The organism is Micromonospora sp. SD12, assembly GCF_052068495.1.
Classification (GTDB): Bacteria; Actinomycetota; Actinomycetes; order Mycobacteriales; family Micromonosporaceae; genus Micromonospora; species Micromonospora echinofusca.
Genome location: NZ_JBQHDF010000027.1, coordinates 15,300 through 39,546, shown reverse-complemented (window position 1 = coordinate 39,546; position 24,247 = coordinate 15,300). Strand labels below are relative to the sequence as shown.

General features: G+C 76.1%; 3 protein-coding genes. All 3 read left to right on the top strand.

What is annotated here, in order from left to right; translation table 11 throughout:
* Nucleotides 1–3,017 (top strand): type I polyketide synthase (locus ACTMS2_RS28405; RefSeq protein WP_441178126.1); only part of this gene is annotated, 3,017 nt, incomplete at its 5' end.
* A 4-nt stretch (nucleotides 3,018–3,021) separates the two neighbouring features.
* The gene (locus ACTMS2_RS28400) at nucleotides 3,022–13,377 is read left to right on the top strand and encodes an SDR family NAD(P)-dependent oxidoreductase (RefSeq protein WP_441178125.1); all 10,356 of its coding nucleotides are present in this window, start codon (nucleotides 3,022–3,024) and stop codon (nucleotides 13,375–13,377) included.
* A gap of 22 nt (nucleotides 13,378–13,399) precedes the next feature.
* Complete coding sequence (locus ACTMS2_RS28395) at nucleotides 13,400–24,247, top strand: type I polyketide synthase (RefSeq protein WP_441178124.1); 10,848 nt, start codon at nucleotides 13,400–13,402, stop codon at nucleotides 24,245–24,247.

Genomic DNA, 24,247 nt, shown 5'->3' with positions numbered 1-24,247 from the left:
CCTTCCACTCCCACCTGATGGACCCCATGCTCGACGACTACCGAGCCGTCGCCGCGTCCATCACCCACCACGAGCCCACCATCCCCGTCATCTCCACCGTCGACGCCCGACCACTGCACTCCACCCCCGACTACTGGGTCACCCAACTACGCCACACCGTCCGCTTCCACGACACCATCGAAGCCCTCACCGGCACACACCACGTCGACACCTACCTCGAAATCGGCCCCGACACTGTCCTCGCCACGGCCGCCAACGCCGCCGGCGACGCCACCACCATCGCCACCACCCACCGCAACCACCCCGAGACCGCGACCCTCACCAGGGCCGTCGCCGACCTGCACAACCTCGGCTTCCCCGTCGACTGGCCCACCTGGTTCGCCGGTGCCCGCACCACCGACCTGCCCACCTACCCCTTCCAGCGCCAGCGGTACTGGGCGGAGAATGCGACCGCGACGGGGGCGGCCAGCCGGCTCGGCCTCGCCGACACCGAACATCCCCTGCTCGGAGCGGCCGTCGCGCTGCCCGACTTCGACGGTGTCGTCTACACCGGCCGGCTGTCGACCGGCACGCATCCGTGGCTCGCGGACCACGTCATCGCGGGCCGGGTGCTCGTTGCCGGCGCGGCGCTCGTCGAACTCGCCGTACACGCCGCCGACGCGGTCGGCTGCCCGGTGGTGGACGAGCTGACCATGGTCGCCCCGCTGGTCCTGCCCGAGGACGGCGCGGTGCAGTTGCGGCTGCGGGTCGGTGAGCCGGACGAGGAGGGGCGCCGCAAGGTCGAGATCCATTCCCGCGGCGAGCACACCGAGAGCTGGACGCCGCACGCCACCGGGCTCGTCACCGCCGACCCGGTGGCCACGCCGGACACCGTGGCCGAGTGGCCCCCCGCCGACGCCCGGCCCGTCGACCTGGCCGACGCGTACGACCGGCTCGCGGACCGGGGCTACGGGTACGGGCGGGCGTTCCGGGGCGTCACGGCCGTGTGGCGACGCGGCGACGAACTGTTCGCCGAGGTCACCCTCCCCGAGGCGGAGGAGCGGTTCGCGCTGCACCCCGCCCTGCTGGACGCGGCGCTGCACGCCCCGCTGCTGGCCGACCCGGACGGCACCGGCGACACCCTGCTCCCGTTCTCGTGGCAGCAGGTGGTGCTGCATGCCACGAACGCCACCGCCCTGCGGGTCCGGATCGTCCCCGTCGACTCCGGCTGGGCGCTCACCGCGACCGACGGCACGGGCGCGCCCGTGGTGTCCGTGGGCAGGCTGGAGACCCGGCCGGTCGCCGGGCTCGACGTGCGGCCGACCCACCACGACTCGCTGTACGAGCTGACCTGGGTGCCGGTGCTGGCCACCGGCGGGCCGGCCGGGGACGTGACGGTGCTCGACACCACCACGTTCCCGCCCGATCCCGCCACGACGGACACCCCGGCCGCCGTACGCACCACCCTGCACCGCGTACTCGACGAGATCCGGTCGTTCCTGGCCGACCCCGCCGGCTCCCGGCTCGTCGTGCGTACCCGGGGCGCGGTCGCCCTGCCCGGCGAGGACGTCACGGACCTCGTCGGCGCCGCCGTGTGGGGCTTCGTCCGCTCGGTCCAGGCCGAGCACCCCGACCGCGTCGTCCTCGTCGACGGCGACGTCGTACTGGCCGACGACGAACCGCAGCTCGTGGTCCGCGACGGCGTCGCGCACGCCGCCCGACTGGCCCGGGCGGCCACCGCCGACCCGGTGCCGGCGGACTTCGGCTCCGGCACCGTGCTGGTGTCGGGCGCGTCCGGCGCGCTGGGTGCGGTCCTGGCCCGGCACCTCGTGGCGACCCACGGGGTGCGCGACCTGCTGCTGGTCTCGCGCCGGGGCGCGGCGGCGCCGGGCGCGGCGGAGCTGGCGGCGGAGCTGACGGCGTCAGGCGCCGCCGTGCGGTGGGCGGCGTGCGACGTGGCCGACCGGGACGCGGTGACGGCGCTGGTCGCCGGCCGGGACCTGTCGGCGGTGGTGCACGTCGCCGGCGTGGTGGACGACGGTCTGCTGACGTCGATGACGACCCAGCGGCTGGACCGGGTGCTCGCACCGAAGGTCGACGCGGCCTGGCACCTGCACGAGGCGACGGCCACGGCGGGGCTTGCGGCGTTCGTGACGTTCTCGTCGGCGGCGGGCGTGTTCGGCAACGCCGGTCAGTCGGCGTACTCCGCGGCCAACGCCTTCCTGGACGCGCTGGCGGTGCGCCGCCGGGCGGCCGGCCTGCCCGGGCAGTCGTTGGCGTGGGGCATGTGGGACGGGGGGATGGCGGGCGAGTTGGGCGCCGCGGAACGGCAGCGGCTGGCCCAGGCGGGCGTACGGGCGCTGTCGGTGGACGAGGGCCTGCGCCTCTTCGACGCCGCGAGCACCTGCGCCGCGCCGGTGCTCGTACCCATCGGGCTCGACCTCGGCGTGGTCGACGGCCCCATCTACCGCGGCCTGGTCCGGGCCAGGACGCGGCGGGCGGCGTCCGCCGGCAACGGCCTCGCCACCCGGCTGCTCGGCCTGCCCGCCCCGGAGCGCGCGGACCTGCTGCTGGACCTGGTCCGTACGAAGGTCGCGGGGGTGCTCGGGCACCGGGACCCCGACGCCGTCGATCCCGCCCGCGCCTTCACCGAACTGGGCTTCGACTCCCTCGCCGCGCTGGAACTGCGCAACCAGCTCAACGCCGCGACCGGCCTGCGGCTGCCCGCCACGCTGACCTTCGACCGCCCGAACACCCGCGCGGTCGCCGACCTGCTGCACGAGCGGCTCGTGCCGGACACCGGCACCGACGGCGGGCTGCCGGAGGACGAGGTCCGCCGCATCCTGCTCGCCATTCCGATCAGCCGGCTGCGCGACGCCGGCCTGATGGACAGCCTGCTCGAACTGGGCGGCGTACGGGTCGCCACCGGCGAGCCCGACGCCGCACCGACCGGGTCCATCGACGACATGGACGCCGACGCACTGATCAGCATGGCGCTCGCCGACCTCGGTGACGCGACGACGGAAGCGGGGAGCTGACCACATGGCGCACTCGGAGGAGAAGCTCGTCACCGCGCTGCGGGCCTCGCTGAAGGAGAACGAGTGGCTGCGGGAGCAGAACCGCAAGCTCGACTCGGTGCTGCGCGAACCGATCGCCATCGTGGGCATGGCCTGCCGCTACCCCGGCGGGGTCCGGACCCCGGACGACCTGTGGGACCTGGTGGCCGCCGGCGGCGACGGGATCACCGGTTTCCCCACCGACCGCGGCTGGAACGTCGCCGAGCTGTACGACCCCACGCCCGGTACGCCGGGCCGCTCGTACACCCGCGAGGGGGGCTTCCTGCACGACGCGGGCCAGTTCGACCCGGAGTTCTTCGGCATCAGCCCCCGCGAGGCGCTGGCGATGGACCCTCAGCAGCGGCTGCTGCTGGAGGTCTCCTGGGAGGCGTTCGAGAACGCCGGCATCGACCCGACCGGCCTGCGCGGCAGCGACGCCGGGGTCTTCGCCGGCATGATGTACCACGACTACGCCGACAACAAGGCCGCCGGCGCGGTCGTCTCGGGCCGGGTGGCGTACACCTTCGGCCTGGAGGGGCCCGCCGTCACCGTCGACACCGCGTGCTCGTCGTCGCTGGTCGCCCTGCACCTGGCCGTGCAGGCGCTGCGCAACGGCGAGTGCTCGCTGGCGCTGGCCGGCGGGGTCACCGTCATGGCGACCCCGCTGACCTACGTCGAGTTCTCCAAGCAGCGCGGGTTGGCGCCCGACGGCCGGTGCAAGTCCTTCGCCGCCGCCGCCGACGGCACCGGCTTCGCCGAGGGCGCCGGCATGCTGGTCGTGGAGCGGCTGTCAGACGCCCGGCGCAACGGGCACCGGGTGCTCGCCGTCGTGCGCGGCACGGCGGTCAACCAGGACGGCGCCTCCAACGGCCTGACCGCCCCGAGCGGGCCCGCGCAGCAGCGGGTCATCCGGTCGGCGCTGGCCAACGCGCGGCTGTCGGCCAACCAGGTCGACGTGGTCGAGGCGCACGGCACCGGCACCACCCTGGGCGACCCCATCGAGGCCCAGGCCATCCTCGCCACCTACGGCCAGGACCGGGAACGGCCGCTGTGGCTCGGCTCCGTCAAGTCCAACATCGGCCACACCCAGGCTGCCGCCGGCGTCGGCGGGATCATCAAGATGGTGCTCGCCATGCGGCACCGGCTGCTGCCGAAGACGCTGCACGTCGACGCACCGAGCGACCAGGTCGACTGGACGGAGGGCGCGGTCTCCCTGCTGACCGAGGCCGTCGCCTGGCCGCGCGGCGCCGAGTCGTCCCGCGCCGCCGTCTCGTCGTTCGGGGTGAGCGGAACCAACGCCCACGTGATCCTCGAGGAACCGCCCGCGCAGGAGGCCGCGCCGGCCGCCGAGGCGACCGGACCGGTGCCGTGGGTGCTGTCCGGTCGCACCGCCGACGCCCGGCGCGACCAGGCGGCCCGCCTGGCGGCCCACCTCGACCGGCACCCCGCCGCCCCGGCCGACGTCGCCGCCGCCCTGGCGGCCCGCACCCGCTTCGAGCACCGGGCGGTCGTGGTCGGCACGGACCCCGCCGAGCTGCGGGCCGGCCTGGCCGCCGTCGCGGCGGACGAACCCGCGCCCGCCGTGGCCGCCGGCACCGCCCTGAAGAACGAGCCGCGGGTCGCCTTCATGTTCCCCGGCCAGGGCTCGCAGTGGGCGGGCATGGCCGTGGAGTTGATGGACACCCACGAGGTCTTCGCCGCCCGGATGGACGAGTGCGCCAAGGCGGTGGACGGGTTCACCGACTGGTCGCTGCTCGACGTCGTGCGGGGCGTGCCCGGCGCGCCCTCGCTCGACCGGGTGGACGTGGTGCAACCCGTGCTGTTCGCCGTGATGGTGTCGCTGGCGGCGCTGTGGCGGTCGTACGGCGTCGAGCCCGCCGCCGTGGTGGGGCACTCGCAGGGCGAGATCGCGGCCGCCGTCGTCGCCGGCGCGCTCACCCTCGACGACGGCGCCCGCGTCGTCGCGTTGCGCAGCCGGGCGATCGCCGCCGGCCTGGCCGGACGCGGCGGGATGGCCTCCGTGGCGGCGCCGCGCGCGGACGTGGAGGCGCGCCTGGCCCGGTGGGGCGAGCGGATCTCGGTCGCCGCCGTCAACGGGCCCGCCGCCACCGTCGTCTCCGGCGAGCCCGACGCCCTGCGGGAACTGCTGGCGGCGTGCGAGGCCGACGGCGTGCGGATGCGGATGATCCCGGTGGACTACGCCTCGCACTCCGCGCAGGTCGAGGCCATCCGGGACGAACTGCTGAGCGTCCTCGCCGACGTCCGGCCGCGAGGCGCCGACGTGCCGCTGTACTCCACCCTCACCGGCGTGGTCGCCGACACCGCCACCCTCGACGCCGACTACTGGTACGCGAACCTGCGCGGCACGGTCCGGTTCGAGGAGGCGATCGACCGCCTGCTCGCCGACGGGCACGACGTCCTCGTCGAGATCAGCCCCCACCCGGTGCTGGGCATGGGGGTGCGCGAGATCCTGGACCGCGCCGACGTCCCCGCCGCGCTCGTCGCGTCGCTGCGCCGCGACGAGGGCGGCCTGTCGCGGTTCCTGCTCTCCCTCGCCGAGGCGTACGTGCGCGGGGTCGCCGTCGACTGGTCCCGGCACACCAACGGCGTGCCGGCCCCGCTGCCGACGTACCCGTTCCAGCACCAGCGGTACTGGCAGCTGGAGGCGGCGTCCGCCGTGGACGCGCGCGGGCTCGGCATCGACGTCGTCGGCCACCCGCTGCTCGGCGCCGCGCTGACCGTCCCGGAGCGGGACCTGGTCGTGCTCGCCGGCCGGATCAGCCTGGAGACGCACCCCTGGCTGGCCGACCACGCCGTCCTGGACACCGTCCTGCTGCCCGGCACGGCGCTGGTCGAACTCGCCGTGCGCGCCGGTGACGAGGTCGACTGCCCGGCCGTCGAGGAACTCACCCTCACCACCCCGCTGGTCCTCCCGCCCCAGGGCGGGGTGGCCCTGCGGCTCACCGTCGAGGCACCCGACGAGCACGGCCGCCGCGCGCTGGGCGTCTACGGCCAGACCGACGCCGAGGCGACGGTCGGCATGTGGACCCGGCACGCCACCGGCGTCCTCGCCCCCGTCACGACGGAGGGGGAGCGCCTCGCCGAGTGGCCGCCCGCCGACGCGCAGCCCGTCGACCTCGGCGACCTGTACGACCGGCTCGCCGGGCTCGGCCTGCGCTACGGGCCGGTGTTCCAGGGCCTGCGGGCCGCGTGGCGCCGGGGCGACGAGACGTTCGCCGAGGTGGCGCTGCCCCAGGGCACCGACGCCGACGGGTTCGGCCTGCACCCCGCGCTGTTCGACGCGGCCCTGCACGCCCTCGCCGGCGACGTCGCCGACGGCACGGCGCAGCTGCCCTTCCTCTTCAGCGGCGTGACGTTGCACGGGGCGGGCGCGACGAGCCTGCGCGTCCGGTTCACCCGGAAGGGGGCGGACAGCGCCGCCCTGCTCGTCGCCGACCACGCGGGTGCCCCGGTCGCCACCGTGGCGGCGCTCACCGTACGCCCGGTGGCCCCGCAGGCGCTGCGGGGTCGCAGCGGCTTCGTCGAGTCGCTGTTCCGGCTGGAGCACGCGCCCCTGGCTGTCGGTCGGGGCGACCGGGGTGCCTGGCAGACGCTGGGCGCCGCGCCGGTCTTCGACGCGCCGCCGGTGGCGTTGGCCGACGCGTCCGCCGACACGCTGTTCCTGCCGTGCTTCGCCGACGCGCCCGGCGTCGCCGCGGTCGCCGACCTCACGGCGTACGCGCTGACCACGATCCAGCAGTGGCTCGCCGCACCGGACCTGGCCGACACCAGGCTCGTCGTGGTGACCCGCCCGGACGACCTGGCCGGCGCGGCGGTGCACGGGCTGGCCCGCTCCGCGCAGGCCGAGAACCCGGAGCGGATCGTCCTGCTGGAGGCCGACCACACCGCCGACGAACTGGTGGCCGCGGCGCTGGCGACCGGCGAGCCGGTGCTCGCCATCCGCGACGGCGTGGTGAGCGCGCCGCGCCTGGCCCGGGTCCCCGACTCCGACGTCGCCGGGCCCGCCGTGTTCGGCCCGGACGGCAGGGTGCTCGTCACCGGCGGCACCGGCACCCTCGGCGCGCTGGTCGCCCGCCACCTGGTCACCGAGCACGGGGTACGCGAACTCGTGCTGACCAGCCGCCGTGGCCTGGCCGCCGAGGGCGCGGCCGAGCTGCGCGACGAACTCACCGGGCTGGGCGCGACCGTGACCGTGGCGGCGTGCGACGTGGCGGACCGGGACCAGGTCGCCGCGCTGCTCGCGGCGTACCCCGTCACCGGCGTCGTGCACACCGCGGGCGTGATGGCCGACGCCACCATCCCCACGCTCACCCCCGAGCGGCTGGCCACCGCGCTGCGACCCAAGGTCGACGCGGCCTGGCACCTGCACGAGCTGGCCGGTGAGCTGAGCGCCTTCGTGCTCTTCTCCTCGGCCGCCGGCATCTTCGGCAGCCCCGGCCAGGGCGCCTACGCGGCGGCGAACGCGCTGCTCGACGCGCTCGCCGCGCAGCGGCGGGCGGCGGGACAGCCCGCCCACTCGCTCGCCTGGGGGCTCTGGGCCGAGCGCAGCGAGATGACCGCCGACGTGGACGGCGCGCAGCTCGGCCGGATGGCCCGCAGCGGCATGGCCGAGCTGTCCAGCAAGGACGGTCTGGCGCTCTTCGACGCCGCGGTCCGGTCGACCGAGGCGCTGCTGGCACCGGTGCCGATGGACCTGGCCGTGCTCGGCCGCGGCGACCGTGAACCGCCGGCGCTGCTGCGCGGCCTCGTCCGCGCCCCGGCCCGCCGGGCGGTGGGCGGCTCGTCGCTGGCGCAGCGGCTGGCGGAGGTGCCCGCCGAGCGCTGGCACGAGGTCGTGCTGGAGGTGGTGCTCACCCGGGTCGCCTCCGTCCTCGGCTACGCCCGCGCGGACCGGCTGCCGGCGGGGCGCGCCTTCAAGGAGCTCGGCTTCGACTCGCTCACCGCGCTCGACCTGCGCAACCAGCTCAACGCGACGACCGGGCTGCGGCTGCCCGCGACGCTGGTGTTCGACTACCCGACGCCGGAGGTGCTGGCCGGGCACCTCGTGGAGCAGTTGGGCGGCGGGCGCACCGCGACGACGGACGTCGCGCTGGCGCGCCACGACCAGGAGCCCGTCGTGATCGTGGGGATGGCGTGCCGCTTCCCGGGCGGCGTGCGTACGCCGGAGGACCTGTGGCGGCTGCTGTCCGGCGGCGCGGACGCGATCGGGCCGTTCCCCACCGACCGGGGATGGCACCTCGACGCGCTGTTCGACCCCGACCCGGACCACCCCGGCACCAGCTACGTCGACCAGGGCGGTTTCCTCTACGACGCGGCCCAGTTCGACCCCGGCTTCTTCGGCATCTCCCCCCGTGAGGCGCTGGCGATGGACCCGCAGCAGCGGCTGCTGCTGGAGACCTCGTGGGAGGCGCTGGAGCGGGCCGGCATCGACCCGACCACGCTGCGCGGCAGCCGCACCGGCGTGTACGCGGGCGTGATGTACAACGACTACGGCAGCGTGCTGAGCGGCTCCGCCGAGTCGGTCGACGGGTTCCTGTCCACCGGCAACTCCGGCGGGGTGATCTCCGGCCGGATCTCGTACACGCTCGGGCTGGAGGGCCCGACGATGACCGTCGACACCGCCTGCTCCTCGTCGCTGGTCGCCCTGCACCTCGCCATCTCCGCGCTGCGCAACGGGGAGTGCTCCCTCGCGCTCGCCGGCGGCGTGTCGGTGATGTCGACGCCCAGCACGTTCCTGGAGTTCTCCCGGCAGCGCAACCTCGCCCCCGACGGACGGTGCAAGTCGTTCGCGGGCGCCGCCGACGGCACCTCGCTCTCGGAGGGCGTCGGCGTGCTGGTGGTGGAGCGGCTCTCCGACGCCCGCCGCCACGGGCACCCGGTGCTCGCCGTGGTGCGGGGCTCGGCGGTGAACTCCGACGGCGCCTCCAACGGGCTCACCGCGCCGAACGGGCCGGCCCAGCAGCGGGTGATCCGGGCCGCCCTGGCGGACGCCCGGCTGTCCCCGTCCGAGGTCGACGTCGTCGAGGCGCACGGCACGGGCACGACCTTGGGCGACCCGATCGAGGCGCAGGCCGTCCTCGCCACGTACGGCCAGGAGCGCGCGGCACCGGTGCTGCTCGGTTCGGTCAAGTCGAACCTCGGGCACACCCAGGCCGCCGCCGGGGTGGCCGGCATCATGAAGATGGTGCTGGCGCTGCGGCACGGCCTGCTGCCGCAGACCCTGCACGTGGACGAGCCCTCGCCGCACGTCGACTGGACCTCCGGCGCGGTACGCGTCGCCGCGACCCCGGTGCCGCTCGCCGCCACCGACCGGCCCGTGCGCGCCGCCGTGTCGTCCTTCGGCATCAGCGGCACCAACGCGCACGTCGTGCTGGAACAGGTCGAGCCGGCGGCGCCGGTCGAAGAACCGGACGTCCCGTTCACGCCGTGGCTGCTCTCCGCCCGGACCGAGGAGGGGCTGCGCGAGCAGATCCCGCGGCTGCGTGCCCACGTCGCCGCCGATCCCACGCTGCGCCCGGTCGACGTCGCGTACACGCTCGCCACCGGGCGGGCCGGGTTCCCGCACCGCGCGGTGCTGCTCGGCGACCAGGTGGTGACCGGCACGGTCGACGGCGGCAGGCTCGCGATGCTCTTCACCGGCCAGGGCGCGCAGCGGGTCGGCATGACGGCGGAGCTGTTGGGCTTCCCGGCGTTCGCGCGGGCGTTCGACGAGGTGTGCGCGGAGCTGGACCGGCACCTGGAGCGGCCGTTGCGGGAGGTGCTGGACACCGACGAGGTGCACCAGACCGCGTGGACCCAGCCGGCGTTGTTCGCGGTCGAGGTGGCCCTGTTCCGGCTGTTCGAGTCGTGGGGCGTACGGCCGGACCTCGTGGCCGGGCACTCGATCGGTGAGCTGGCGGCGGCGCACGTCGCCGGGGTCTGGTCGCTCGCCGACGCCGCGGCGGTGGTCGCGGCGCGGGGCCGGCTGATGCAGGCGCTGCCCAGCGGCGGCGCGATGGTGGCCGTACGGGCCACGGAGGACGAGGTCACGCCGCTGCTCACCGACGGCGTCGCGATCGCCGCCGTCAACGGGCCGGAGTCGGTTGTGCTCTCCGGGGAGGAGGCCGCCACCCTCGCCGTGGCCGGGCAGCTGACCGGGCGGGGCCGCAAGGCGCAGCGGCTCACGGTGTCGCACGCGTTCCACTCGCCGCTGATGGACCCCATGCTCGACGAGTACCGCGCGGTCGTGGCGCGGGTGGAGTGCCGCGAGCCGGTCATCGAGCTGGTCTCGACGGTGACGGGCGACGTCACCACCCTCGACGCCGACTACTGGGTGCGGCAGGTACGCGAACCCGTCCGGTACGCCCACGCGGTCGCCACGCTGGCCGCGTCCGGGGCCACCACCTTCCTGGAACTCGGCCCCGACGCGGTGCTCACCGCGCTCGGGCGCAACGTGGCCGAGGGAGAGTGGATCCCGGTGTGCCGCAAGGGCCGCGCCGCGCCGGAGACCGTGGCCACCGCGTTCGCCCGGCTCGCGGCGCGCGGCGTGGCCGTCGACTGGCCCACGGTGGCGCCGGGGCGGACCGTGGAGCTGCCCACCTCCGCGTTCCGGCACCAGCCGTACTGGCCCCGGCCGGGCGCCGGCACCGGCGACGCGAGCGGGCTCGGCCAGACGCGGACGAACCACCCGCTGTTGGGCGCGGCGGTCGAGCTGCCGGACGGCGGCGCCGTGTTCACCGGCCGGCTCGCGCTGGCCACCCACCCGTGGCTGGCCGACCACGCGGTCGCGGACCTGGTGCTGCTGCCCGGCGCGGCGCTGGTCGAGCTGGCGGCGCACACCGGCCGCGAGCTCGGCTGCCCGCGCGTCGAGGAACTGACGCTGGAGGCGCCGCTGGTGCTGCCGGACGCCGGCGGCGTCCAGGTGCGCGTGACGGTGGGCGAGGCGGCGTCGGACGGCGGCCGGGACGTGAGCGTCCATTCGCGGGTCGAGGACGAGGACGGCTGGACGACCCACGCGGCGGGCCGGTTGACCCCGGCCGGGGCCCTCGGCACCGACCTGCGGGCCTGGCCGCCGGACGCCGAACCGGTCGACGTCTCCACGACCTACGGCGACCTGTTCGCGCGCGGCCTGCGCTACGGCCCGGTCTTCCAGGGCCTGACCGCGGCGTGGCGGCGCGGGGACGAGGTGTTCGCCGAGATCGCCCTGCCCGAGCAGGCGCACGACGACGCCGCCCGCTTCGGGCTGCACCCGGCGCTGCTGGACGCCGCCCTGCACGCGGCGGCGTCGACCGGCGACGGCGAGCCTGTGCTGCCGTTCTCGTGGCGCGGCGTCACCCTGCACGCCGCGGGTGCCACCCGCCTGCGGGCCCGGATCGTGTCGGGCGACGGCACGGCGACGGTCACCCTGGCCGACGCGGCCGGTGCCCCGGTCGCCTCCGTCGAGGCGCTGGCGGTGCGCCCGGTGTCGCCGGAACAGCTCTCCGCCCTGCGTCGCGACCGCCACGAGTCGCTGCTGCACCTGGAGTGGACGCCGCTGACCGCCTCGCCCCGACCGCGTACCGTCGCGGTGCTCGGCGCCGGCATCGGCGGCCTCGACGCCACCGCGTACCCGGACCTGGCGGCCCTCGCCGGGGCCGTCGACGCCGGCGCCGCGGTGCCCGAGGTGGTGGTGGCGCGCTGCGCCCCCGACCGGGGCGCGGCGCAGGACGTACGCGCGCACACGGCAACCCACCAGGTCCTCGCCCTCGCGCAGCGGTGGCTCGCCGACGAGCGCTTCGCCACCTCCCGCCTCGCCGTCCTGACCAGCGGCGCGGTGGCCACCCGCCCCGACGCCGACGTCACCGATCTCGCGGGGGCAGCGGCCTGGGGCCTGATCCGCTCCGCCCAGTCCGAACACGCCGACCGGTTCGTGCTGGTCGACGTCGACGCCGAGGAATGCCCGGGGCTGCTGGCCGCGCTCGGCTCCGACGAGCCGCAACTGGCCGTCCGGGGCGCCGACGTCCTGGTGCCCCGCCTCGCGCGGACCGCCGTCACGGCCGACGCCCCCGCCGCCGGGTTGGAGGGTCCCGTCCTGGTCACGGGCGCCACCGGCGTGCTCGGCCGGCTCGTCGCACGGCACCTGGTCGACCGCCACGGGGTACGCGAGCTGGTCCTGGTCAGCCGCAGCGGCCCCGCCGCCGAGGGCGCGGGCGAGCTGCGCGACGAACTTCTCGCCCTCGGGGCGGAGGTCACCGTCGCCGCGTGCGACGTCGCCGACTCCGAAGCGCTCGCCGCGCTGCTCGCCGCCCACCCGGTACGCGCGGTGGTGCACACGGCGGGTGTGGTGGACGACGGCGTCATCTCCTCGCTCACCCCGGAGCGTGTCGACCGGGTGCTGCGGCCCAAGGTCGACGCCGCCACGAACCTGCACGAGCTGACCGGGGACCTGACCGCGTTCGTCCTGTTCTCCTCGGCCTCCGGGGTGCTCGGCGGGCCCGGCCAGGGCAACTACGCGGCCGGCAACGCCTACCTGGACGCGCTGGCCCAGCACCGGCGGGCGAACGGCCAGCCGGCCGTGTCGCTGGCCTGGGGCCGCTGGGAACAGGCGGGCATGGCGGAGCAGCTCACCGAGGCCGACCTGCGGCGCATGTCGCGCTCGGGCGTCGGCGCGCTCTCCGCCGAGGAGGCGCTGACCCTGTTCGACGCGGCGCTGTCGCACCGGGGCATGGTGGCGCCCATCCGCCTCGACCACCGGGCCCTGCGCGAGCGCGCGGTCGCGGGCATGGTGCCGCCGCTGCTGCGCGGCCTGGTCCGGGTGCCCGCCAGGCGGGCGGCCGACGCCGACGCGGGCGCGGTCGACGCGCTGCGGCAGCGGCTGGCGGGCCGGGACGCCGAGGAGGCCGAGGCCATCCTGCTCGACCTGGTGCGTACCCACGTGGCGGGCGTGCTGGCGTACCCCGACCCGGGCGCCGTCGCGGCCGACCGGCCGTTCAACGAGCTCGGTTTCGACTCGCTGACCGCGGTCGAGCTGCGCAACCGGGTCAACGCCGCCACCGGGCTGCGGCTGTCCGCGACGCTGGTGTTCGACCACCCGACGTCGAACGCCCTCGCCGCGCACCTGCGCGCCGAACTTGCCGGCGAGGCGGGCGACACCAACGCGGTGCTGGCCGCGTTCGCCGAACTCGACCGCCTCGAGGCGGTCCTGTCGGACGTCGACGAGCAGTCCCGTACGCGGCTGTCGCTGCGGCTGCGCGACGTGCTCTCGAAGCTGGGCGGCGAGCCCGCGTCCACCGGCAACGACATCGATTCCGCGACCGACGACGAGGTCTTCGCTCTCATCGACAGCGAACTCGGCATCTCATGACAGTGCGAGGAGGGCGACTGTAGTGGCCAACGAGGACAAGCTCCGGGACTACCTCAAGCGGGTAACGGTCGACCTGCAGAAGACCCGGCAGCGCCTGCACGAGGTGGAGGCGTCCGCGCACGAGCCGGTCGCGATCGTCGGCATGGCCTGCCGCTACCCGGGCGGCGTGACCAGCCCCGAGGACCTGTGGCGGCTGGTGGAGTCGGGCACCGACGCCACCGGCGCGTTCCCGACCGACCGCGGCTGGGACCTGGAGTCCCTGTACGACCCGGAGTCCCGCCGGGAGGGCACCTCCTACACCTCGCGCGGCGGTTTCCTGTACGACGCGGCGGACTTCGACCCGACGTTCTTCGGCATCAGCCCCCGCGAGGCGGTCGGGCTGGACCCGCAGCAGCGGCTGCTGCTGGAGGTCGCGTGGGAGACGCTGGAGCGCGCCGGCATCGAACCCGGCTCGCTCGCCGGCAGCCCCACCGGCGTCTTCACCGGCCTGATGTACCACGACTACGCGGGCAGCAACAGCTCGGGCAGCGTGGTCTCCGGCCGGGTCGCCTACACGCTGGGATTGGAGGGGCCGGCGGTCACCGTCGACACCGCCTGCTCGTCGTCGCTGGTGGCGCTGCACCTGGCGATCCAGGCCCTGCGCCGGGGCGACTGCACGCTCGCGCTCGTCGGCGGCGTCTCGGTGATGGCGACGCCCCTGACGTTCGTCGAGTTCTCCCGCCAGCGCGGCCTGTCGCCGGACGGGCGGTGCCGGTCGTACTCGGCGGACGCCGACGGCACCGGCTTCGCCGAGGGCGCCGGCGTGCTGCTGGTGGAGCGGCTGTCGGACGCGATCGAGCGCGGCCACCGCGTCCTGGCGGTCGTCCGGGGCTCCGCGGTCAACCAGGACGGCGCGTCGAACGGGCTCACCGCGCCCAACGGGCCGTCGCAGCAGCGCGTCATCGAGGCGGCGCTGGTCGACGCGGGCCTGTCGACGCGCCAGGTCGACGTGGTCGAGGGCCACGGCACCGGCACGACCCTGGGCGACCCGATCGAGGCGCAGGCGCTGCTGGCGACGTACGGCCAGGAGCGTGAGGACCCGCTGTGGCTCGGCTCGGTGAAGTCGAACATCGGGCACACCCAGGCCGCCGCCGGGGTGGCCGGGGTCATCAAGATGGTGGAGGCGATACGGCGCGGCGTCCTGCCCGGGACGCTGCACGCCGACCAGCCGTCGGACCAGGTGGACTGGACGGCCGGGAACGTGCGGCTGCTGACCACGGCCGTCGCGTGGCCCGAGACGGGGCAGCCGCGCCGCGCGGCGGTCTCCTCGTTCGGGTTCAGCGGCACGAACGCCCACGTGATCGTGGAGCAGGCGCCGCACGCCGAGGCGCCCGCGCCGGCCTCCGCGCCGGTTACCTCGTTGCTGGTCACCGCCCGCGACGCCGACGGGCTGCGCGACCAGGCGCGGCGACTGTCCGCCGTGGTGTCGCGGGTCGAGCCCGCCGAGCTGGGCTACGCCCTGGCCACCACCCGGTCCCGCTTCCCGCACCGGGCCGCCGTGTTCGGCGCCTCCACCGAGGAACTGGCCGCCGGCCTGGCCGCCCTGGGCCGTGACGAGCAGGCCGCCAACCTGGTACGCGGCCGGGCGGCGGACGGCCGGGTGGCGATGCTCTTCTCCGGGCAGGGCGCGCAGCGCCTCGGCATGGGCCGCGGGCTGTACGCGACGTACCCGGAGTTCGCGGCGGCGTTCGACGAGGTGTGCGCGGCGCTGGACCCGCACCTGGACCGGCCGCTGCGCGAGGTCCTGGACACCGAGGAACTACACGAGACCGGCTGGACGCAGCCCGCCCTGTTCGCCGTCGAGGTGGCCCTGTACCGGCTCGTCCGGTCCTGGGGCGTCACCCCGTCGGTCCTGGCCGGGCACTCGATCGGCGAGCTGGCCGCCGCGTACGTCGCGGGCGTGTTCCCGCTCGCCGACGCGGCCCGCCTGGTCGCGGCCCGGGGCCGGCTGATGCAGGCGCTGCCGACCGGCGGCGCGATGCTCGCCGTCCAGGCCACGGAGGCCGAGGTCGCGCCGCTGCTCGGCCCCGACGTCGACCTCGCCGCCGTCAACGGCCCGGACTCGGTGGTGGTCTCCGGCACCGAGGAGGCGGTGGCGGCGGTGGCCGCCCGGTTCACCGACCGCCGGACCCGACGGTTGACCGTGTCGCACGCCTTCCACTCGCCGCTGATGGACCCGATGCTCGCGCAGTTGCGGGCGGTGGCCGAGACGGTGACGTACGCGCCGCCGACGATTCCGCTGGTCTCGACGGTCACCGGCGCGCCGGTGGGCGACGAGCTGGCGACGCCGGAGTACTGGGTCGGACAGGTCCGCGCGACCGTACGCTTCGCCGACGCGGTACGCGCCGTCGCCGCGACCGGCACCACCACGTTCCTCGAGCTGGGCCCGGACTCGGTGCTCGCCACCATGGCGGCCGACTGCCTCGACGGCGACGTGCTGGCCACGCCGGTGCTGCGCCGCGACCGCGACGAGCCGCGTGCCCTGGTGGAGGCGCTGGCCCGGCTGGAGACCCGGGGCGTCACCGTGGACCCGGAGGCGTTCTACCACCGGTCCGGACCGTCCCTGGTGGACCTGCCGACGTACCCCTTCCAGCACGAGCGGTTCTGGCAGGACAGCGTCGAGCCGGCCGCCGCCGGCGGTTCCGGCGACGACGACGGCCTGTGGGCGGCCGTGGACAGCGGCGACCTCGACACGGTCGTCACCACGCTCGACGTGGACCCGCAGGCGCCCCTGGCGTCGGTGCTGCCCGCGCTCTCGGCGTGGCGCCGGGGCCGGCAGGAGCGCTCCGCGCTGGACGGCTGGCGCTACCAGGCCCGCTGGGAGCGCCTCCCCGGCGGCACCCCGGCGGCGCTGAGCGGAACCTGGCTGCTGGTGGCCGGCGACCCGGCGGTGACCCGGGACGCGGGCGCCGCCGTCGCCGACGCGCTCGCCGCGCACGGCGCGACCGTCGTCACCACCGACCCCGAGGGCCTGCCCGGCCACCTCGACGGCGAGCCGGCCGGCGTGGTGTCCCTGCTCGCGCTCGACGAGACGTTCCTGCCCGGCCGCCCCGGCGTCCCGGCGGGCGCGGCCGCCACCCTCGACCTGATCCGCGTCCTCGCCGGGCGGGGCGTCCGGCTGTGGTGCGTCACCCGTGGCGCCGTCGCCACCTCGCCGGCCGACCCGGTGACCGGGGTGGCGCAGTCGCAGGTGTGGGGCCTCGGCCGGGTCGCCGCCCTGGAGCTACCCGACACCTGGGGCGGCCTGGTCGACCTGCCCGCCGAGCTGGACGGGCGCACGGCCGCCGCGCTGGCCGGCGTGCTCGCCGGCAGCGGGGAGGACCAGGTCGCGGTGCGCCCGGACGGGGTGTTCGTCCGCCGGCTGCACCGCGCGCCGGTGACCGGCACCCCGCGCTGGCGCGGCGTGTCCGGCACCGTGCTGGTCACCGGCGGCACCGGCACCCTCGGCATCGAGGCCGCCCGGCTGTACGCGCGCCACGGCGCCGAGCGGGTCGTGCTGCTGAGCCGGCGCGGCACCGCCCCCGCCGAGATCCTCGACGAGCTGCGCGGGGCGGGGGCCCAGGTCGACGTCGTCGCCTGCGACGTGGCCGACCGGGCCGCCCTGGCGGCGGTCGTCGACGGCTACCCCGACGTACGCGCCGTGGTGCACGTGGCGGGGCTGGCGCAGCTGACCGGCATCATGGACATGGACCACGCCGAGTACGCCGACGTCGTCTCCGCCAAGGTCGCCGGCGCCACCAACCTCGACGCGATCTTCGCGGATCGCGACCTCGACGAGTTCGTGCTCTTCTCCTCCGTGGCCGGCGTCTGGGGCAGCGGCGGCCAGGCCGCCTACGCCGCCGGCAACGCGCACCTGTGCGCCCTCGCCGAGGCGCGGCGCGGCCGGGGACAGCCGGCCACCGCCCTCGCCTGGGGCCCGTGGGCCGAGAGCACCCTGGTGGACGACGAGATTTCGGCCTCGCTGCGCAAGCGGGGCCTGGCGCCGATGGCGCCGCAGCGCGCCGTCGCGGCCATGCGTACCGCCCTGGGGGCCGGGGACACGAACGTCGTGCTCGCCGACGTGGACTGGGCGGCCTTCGCGCCGTCGTTCACCGCGCTGCGGCCGAGCCGGCTGTTCGACGCCATCGGCGAGGCGGTCGCCGACGAGGAGCCGACCGCGACGTCCACCTCCTCGGACTTCGCCCGCCGGCTCGCCGCCCTGCCGGAGGCGGACCGCCTGGAACACGCCGTCGGGCTGGTGCGTACGCAGGTGGCGCTCACGCTCGGCTACGCGGGCCCGGAGGCGGTCGAGCCGACGTCGGCGTTCAAGGAGCTGGGCTTCGACTCGGTCACCGCCGTCGAGTTCCGCAACCGGATGGTGGAGGCCACCGGCGTACGGCTCTCCGCGGCCGTCGCGTTCGACTACCCGACCCCGGTCGCGCTGGCCGAGCACCTGTTGGAGACCGGCCGCACCGAGGTGGTCGTCGGCACCGTCGCCGCCGACGAGCCGATCGCCATCGTCGGCATGAGCTGCCGGTTCCCCGGCGGCGTCGGCTCCCCCGAGGAGCTGTGGGCGATGCTGCGCGAGGGCCGCGACGGCATCGGCCCGTTCCCCACCGACCGCGGCTGGGACCTCGACAGCCTGTTCCACCCCGACCCGGAGCACTCCGGGACCAGCTACGTGCGGGAGGGCGGCTTCCTCGCCGACCTGCCGGGCTTCGACGCCGCCTTCTTCGGCATCAGCCCCCGCGAGGCGGAGGCCATGGACCCGCAGCAGCGGCTGGTGCTGGAGGCGTCCTGGGCGGCCTTCGAGGACGCCGGCATCGACCCCACCGCGCTGCGGGGCAGCACCACCGGGGTGTACGTCGGCGCCAACAACGTCGACTACGCCCGGATCACCGGCGGCGCGGGGACGAGCGCCGAGGGCTTCATGGCCACCGGCAACGCCGCGAGCATCCTCTCCGGCCGGCTCTCCTACGTGCTGGGGCTGGAGGGCCCGGCTGTGACGGTGGACACCGCCTGCTCGTCGTCGCTGGTCGCCATGCACCTGGCGGTGCAGGCGCTGCGCTCGGGCGAGTGCGCGATGGCGGTGGCGGGCGGCGTGACCGCCATGTCGACGCCGGGCGCGTTCCTGGAGTTCAGCCGCATGCGCGGGCTCGCCCCGGACGGGCGCTGCAAGGCGTTCGCGGCCGGCGCGGACGGCACCAACTGGGGCGAGGGCATCGGTGTGCTCGTGCTCGAACGGCTCTCCGACGCGCTCGCCGCCGGCCACGAGGTGCTGGCCGTGGTGCGCGGGACCGCGGTCAACCAGGACGGCGCGTCCAACGGGCTGACCGCGCCCAACGGGCCGTCGCAGCAGCGGGTCATCCGGCAGGCGCTGGCCGACGCCGGGCTCTCCACGGCCGACGTGGACGTGGTCGAGGCGCACGGCACCGGCACGACGCTGGGCGATCCGATCGAGGTCGACGCGCTGTTCGCCACGTACGGCCGGGACCGTGCCGGCGACCGGCCGCTCTGGCTCGGCTCGGTGAAGTCGAACATCGGGCACACCCAGGCCGCCGCCGGCGTCGCCGGAGTGATCAAGATGGTGCTCGCGCTGCGGCACGGCGAGTTGCCCCGGACCCTGCACGTGGCCGAGCCGACGGCACACGTCGACTGGGCGGGCGGCGTCCGGCTGCTGGCCGAGGCGCAGCCGTGGGGACGCAACGGGCACCCCCGCCGCGCCGGTGTCTCGTCGTTCGGGTTCAGCGGCACCAACGCCCACCTCGTCGTGGAGGAGGCCCCCGAGGCGCCCGAGGCCGAACGGACGCCCGACGACGGGCCCGTCGCGCTGGTGCTCTCCGCCCGCTCGGACGGCGCGCTACGCGAGCAGGCCGCCGGGATCGCGCCGCTGCTGGCCGACGTGCCGCCGCGCGACCTGGCGTACTCGCTGGCGCGGCGCAGCACGCACCCGCGTCGCGCGGTGGTGGTCGGCGGGGCCGACGAGCTGCGCGCCGGCCTCGCCGCGCTCGCGGCGGGGGAGCCCGCGCCCAACCTCGTCACCGGGGTCGCCGGCACGCCCGGCAAGGTGGCGTTCTCCTTCCCGGGGCAGGGCTCGCAGTGGATCGGCATGGCCGTGGAGCTGCTCGACGCCTCGCCGGTGTTCGCCGCGCGGATGGCCGAGTGCGCGGACGCCCTGGCGCCGCACGTGGACTGGTCCCTGGAGGCCGTCCTGCGCGAGGGCAGGGACCTGGACCGGGTGGACGTCGTGCAGCCCGTCCTGTTCGCCGTGATGGTGTCGCTGGCCGAGCTGTGGCGCCACCACGGCGTCGAGCCCGCCGCCGTGGTGGGGCACTCGCAGGGGGAGATCGCCGCGGCCTGCGTGGCGGGCGCCCTCTCCGTTCCGGACGCGGCCAGGGTCGTGGCCCTGCGCAGCCGGGCCCTGCTGCGCCTGTCCGGCAAGGGCGGCATGGTGTCCGTGCCGCTGCCGGCGGCCGAGGTGCGCGACCGGCTGGAGCGCTTCGCCGGCCGGGTGACCGTGGCCACCGTCAACGGGCCCCGGACCACGGTGGTGGCCGGCGAGCTGGACGGCCTCGACGAGCTGCTGGCCGAGTGCGAGCGCGACGGCGTGCGCGCCAAGCGCATCCACGTCGACTACGCGTCGCACTCGGCGTACGTGGCGGAGATCCGCGACGAGCTGCTCGACGTGCTGGCCGGGCTGACGCCCCGCCGGCCCGAGGTGCCGCTCTACTCGACGGTGGACGACCGCTGGCTCGACGACGTGCCGCTGGACGCCGAGTACTGGTACCGCAACCTGCGCCAGACGGTGTGGTTCGAGCCGGCCATCCGCGCCCTGCTCGACGCGGGCGTCACCACGATCGTGGAGGTCAGCCCGCACCCGGTGCTGACCATCGGCGTGCAGGACGTCGTCGACGACGCGGAGGCGCCCGCCACGGTGGTCGGCTCGCTGCGCCGCGACGAGGGGGGCATGGCGCGCTTCCTGCTCTCCCTGGGCGAGGCGCACGCGCACGGCGTACCCGTCCGCTGGGACGACGAGGGGGCGCGTCGGGTCCGGCTGCCCGGCTACCCGTTCCAGCACGAGCGCTTCTGGCCGGCCACCGCGACGGTGGCGGCCGACGCGGCCGGGCTGGGACTCGGCGCCACCGAGCACCCGCTGCTCGGCGCGGCGGTGGCCCTGGCCGACACCGACGGCCTGCTGTTCACCGGGCGGCTGTCGGTGGCCGCGCACCCGTGGCTGGCCGACCACCGGGTGGGCGGTCAGGTGATCGTGCCCGGGACCGCGTTCGTGGACCTCGCCGTCCGGGCCGGCGACGAGGTGGACTGCGGCCGCGTCGAGGAGCTGACGCTGACCGCGCCCCTGGTGCTGCCCGACAAGGGCGGCGTCCAGGTGCAGATGCGCGTCGAGGCGCCCGACGACAACGGGCAGCGGCAGGTGACCATCCACTCCCGTCCTGACGGGGTCGCCACCGACGCGACGCCGTGGGTGCGCCACGGCGTCGGCCTCCTCGCCCCCGGCGGGCCGGCGGGCGACTTCGACGCCACGTGGCCGCCCCCGGAGGCCGAGCCCGTCGACGCCGACGAGCTGTACGCCACCCTGGCCTCGGCCGGTCTCGCGTACGGCCCGACGTTCCAGGGGGTGCGCCGGGTGTGGCGCCGGGGCGAGGAGATCCTCGCCGAGGTCGCCCTGCCGGCGCAGGCCGCCCGCGCGGCGGCCGGCTACGGCCTGCACCCGGCGCTGCTCGACGCCGCGCTGCATCCGATCGCGCTCGCCACCTCGAGCACCGAGGCGTTGCTGCCGTTCGAGTGGAGCGGCGTGTCCGTACACGCCGTCGGGGCGACGGAGCTGCGCGTCCGGTTGCGTCCGCGCGGCCGGAACACGGTCGAGGTGACCGTCGCCGACCAGACCAACACCGTGGTCGCCGAGGTGGAGTCGCTGGTGCTGCGGGAGGCCACGGCCCCCGCGCAGCCAAGTACGCACCACGACGCACTGTTCCGCCTGGAGTGGACCCCGGCCGCCATCCCGGCGACCCCGCCGGACGCCCGCTGGGCGGCTCTCGGCGGCTGCACCCTGCCCCAGGACGCCGGCCTCGTCGCCGACGCGTACCCGGATCTGGCGACGCTGCGGGCCGGCGTGGCCGACGGCGCGCCGATGCCCGCCCTGGTCGTGCTGCCCTGCGCGGCCGACGCCGCCGGCGACCTCGCCGGGGCGGCGCACCGGGCCGTGCACGACACCCTCGCGGTGCTGCGGGAGTGGCTGGCGGAGGAGCGGTTCGCCGACGCCCGGCTGGTCGTCGTCACCCGGGGCGCCGTGAGCGTGCACGAGGCGGCGGCGGACCTGGCCGGCTCGCCGGTGTGGGGTCTGCTCCGCTCGGCGCAGAGCGAGAACCCGGACCGCTTCGTCCTGCTCGACGTCGACGACCGCGAACCGCACCGGGCGCTCGCGGCGGCGCTCGCGGCCGACGAGCCGCAGCTCGCGATCCGCGACGGCGTCGCCCTGGCGCCGCGGCTCGCCCGGGCGGCCAGCAGCCCCGCGCTGACGGCGCCCACGGCCGAACGCTGGCGGCTGGACGTCACCGAGCGGGGCACGCTGGACAACCTCGCCCTGCTGCCCGAGGCGGAACAGGCCCCCGCCCTGGCGCCGGGTCAGGTGCGCATCGCGATGCGGGCCGCCGGCCTGAACTTCCGCGACGTGCTGATCGCCCTCGACATGTACCCCGGCGGCGGGGTGATGGGTGGCGAGGGCGCGGGCGTGGTCGTCGAGGCCGCACCCGACGTGCGCGGCGTCGCGGTCGGCGACCGCGTCATGGGCCTGTTCTACGGCGCCTTCGGCACCGAGGTCGTCACCGACGCGCGGATGGTCGTGCCGGTACCGCCGGGGTGGTCGTTCGCCCAGGCGGCGTCTACCCCGATCGCCTTCTGCACCGCCTACTACGCGCTGGTCGACCTGGCCCAGGTGAAGCCGGGGGAGCGGGTCCTGGTGCACGCCGCGTCCGGCGGCGTCGGCATGGCCGCGGTCCGGCTCGCCCGGCACCTCGGCGCCGAGGTGTACGGCACGGCGAGCACCGGCAAGTGGGACGCGCTGCGCGCGATGGGGCTGCCGGACTCGCACATCGGCAACTCCCGCACCCTGGAGTTCGAGGAGCGGTTCGGCGGGGCCGGCATCGACGTGGTGATCGACTCGCTGGCCAAGGAGTTCGTCGACGCCTCGCTGCGGCTGCTGGGCCGCGGCGGCCGGTTCATCGAGATGGGCAAGACCGACGTACGCGACCCGGGGCGGGTCGCCGAGGACCACCCGGGGGTCGAGTACCAGGCGTTCGACCTGCTCGCCATCGACCCGGAGCGGGTCGGCGCGATCCTGCGCGACGTGCTCGCGCTCTTCGCGGAGGACCGGCTCACCCCGCTGCCGGTGCGCACGTACGACGTGCGCCGCGCCCCGGAGGCGTTCCGGACCATGTCCAAGGCCCGGCACGTCGGCAAGCTCGTGCTCACCACGCCGCCTCGGCGCGACCCCGACGGCACCGTGCTCGTCACGGGCGGCACCGGCACCCTCGGCGGGCTGCTGGCGCGGCACCTGGTGACCCGGCGCGGGGTGCGGCACCTCCTGCTCACCAGCCGCCGGGGCCCGGACGCCGCCGGCGCCGCCGACCTGGTGGCCGAGCTGACCGGGTACGGCGCGCAGGTCACCGTCGCCGCCTGCGACGCGGCGGACCGCGACGCGCTGACCGAGACCCTGGCCCGGGTCCCCGCCGCGCACCCGCTGACCGCCGTGGTGCACACGGCGGGCGTCCTCGACGACGGCCTGGTCACCGCGCTCACCCCGGAGCAGGTCGACGCGGTGCTGCGGCCGAAGGTCGACGCGGCGGTCAACCTGCACGAGCTGACGCTCGACGCCGAGCTGGCCGAGTTCGTGGTGTTCTCCGCGGCGGCCGGCACGATGGGCGGCCCCGGGCAGGGCAACTACGCGGCGGCGAACACCTTCCTCGACGCGCTCGTGGCCCACCGGCGCGCGGCCGGGCTGCCCGCCCGCTCGCTCGCCTGGGGACTGTGGGGCGAGGCGAGCGGGATGACCGCACACCTGGACGCCACCGACCGGGCCCGGATGGCCCGCGTCGGGCTGCTGGAACTGTCCGTGGCGCAGGGCATGGCGCTCTACGACGCGGCGGAGCTGATCGACGAGGCGCTGCTGGTGCCGATGCCGGTGGACCCGGCGGCCCTGCGCGAGCTGGGCCGGGTCGGCATGCTGCCCCCGCTGCTGCGCGGCCTGGTGCGGGGCACGTCCCGGCGGGCGGTGGAGCAGGCCGCGCAGTCGCCCGGCGCCCTGCGGGACCACCTGGCGAGCCAGAGCGGCCCGCAGCGGCGGCACACCGCGCTGGAGTTCGTCAAGGCGCAGGCCGCCGCCGTGCTCGGGCACGCCAGCGCCAGCGCCGTGGACCCCGACCGGCCGTTCACCGAGCTGGGCTTCGACTCGCTGACGGCGGTCGAGTTCCGCAACCGGCTGAAGGCGGCCACTGGCCTGAAGCTCTCCGCCACGATGGTCTTCGACCACCCGACCGCCGGGGCGCTCACCGACCACCTGCTGGCCGGGCTGGCCCCGGCCGAGGTGGACCCGGCGGCGGGGCTGCTGGCCGAGCTGGACCGGCTGGAGCGGTCGTTCGCCCAGGCCGGCGCGGCGGGCCTGGCGGACGCGGTCAAGGCACGGATTACCGATCGGTTGCACGCGGTGATGTCGAATTGGCGTGGCAGGTCCGACGTGGACACCGAACCCGACGGCCTGGACGTCGGCCTGGCGCTGAAGACCGCATCGGCCGACGACCTGTTGCGGTTCATCGACGACGAACTCGGCACCGGTTGA

Excerpts from the sequence above, each read along its gene's own strand:
- ACTMS2_RS28400 (WP_441178125.1), top strand. The coding sequence starts at position 3,022 with ATGGCGCACTCGGAGGAGAAGCTCGTCACCGCGCTGCGGGCCTCGCTG.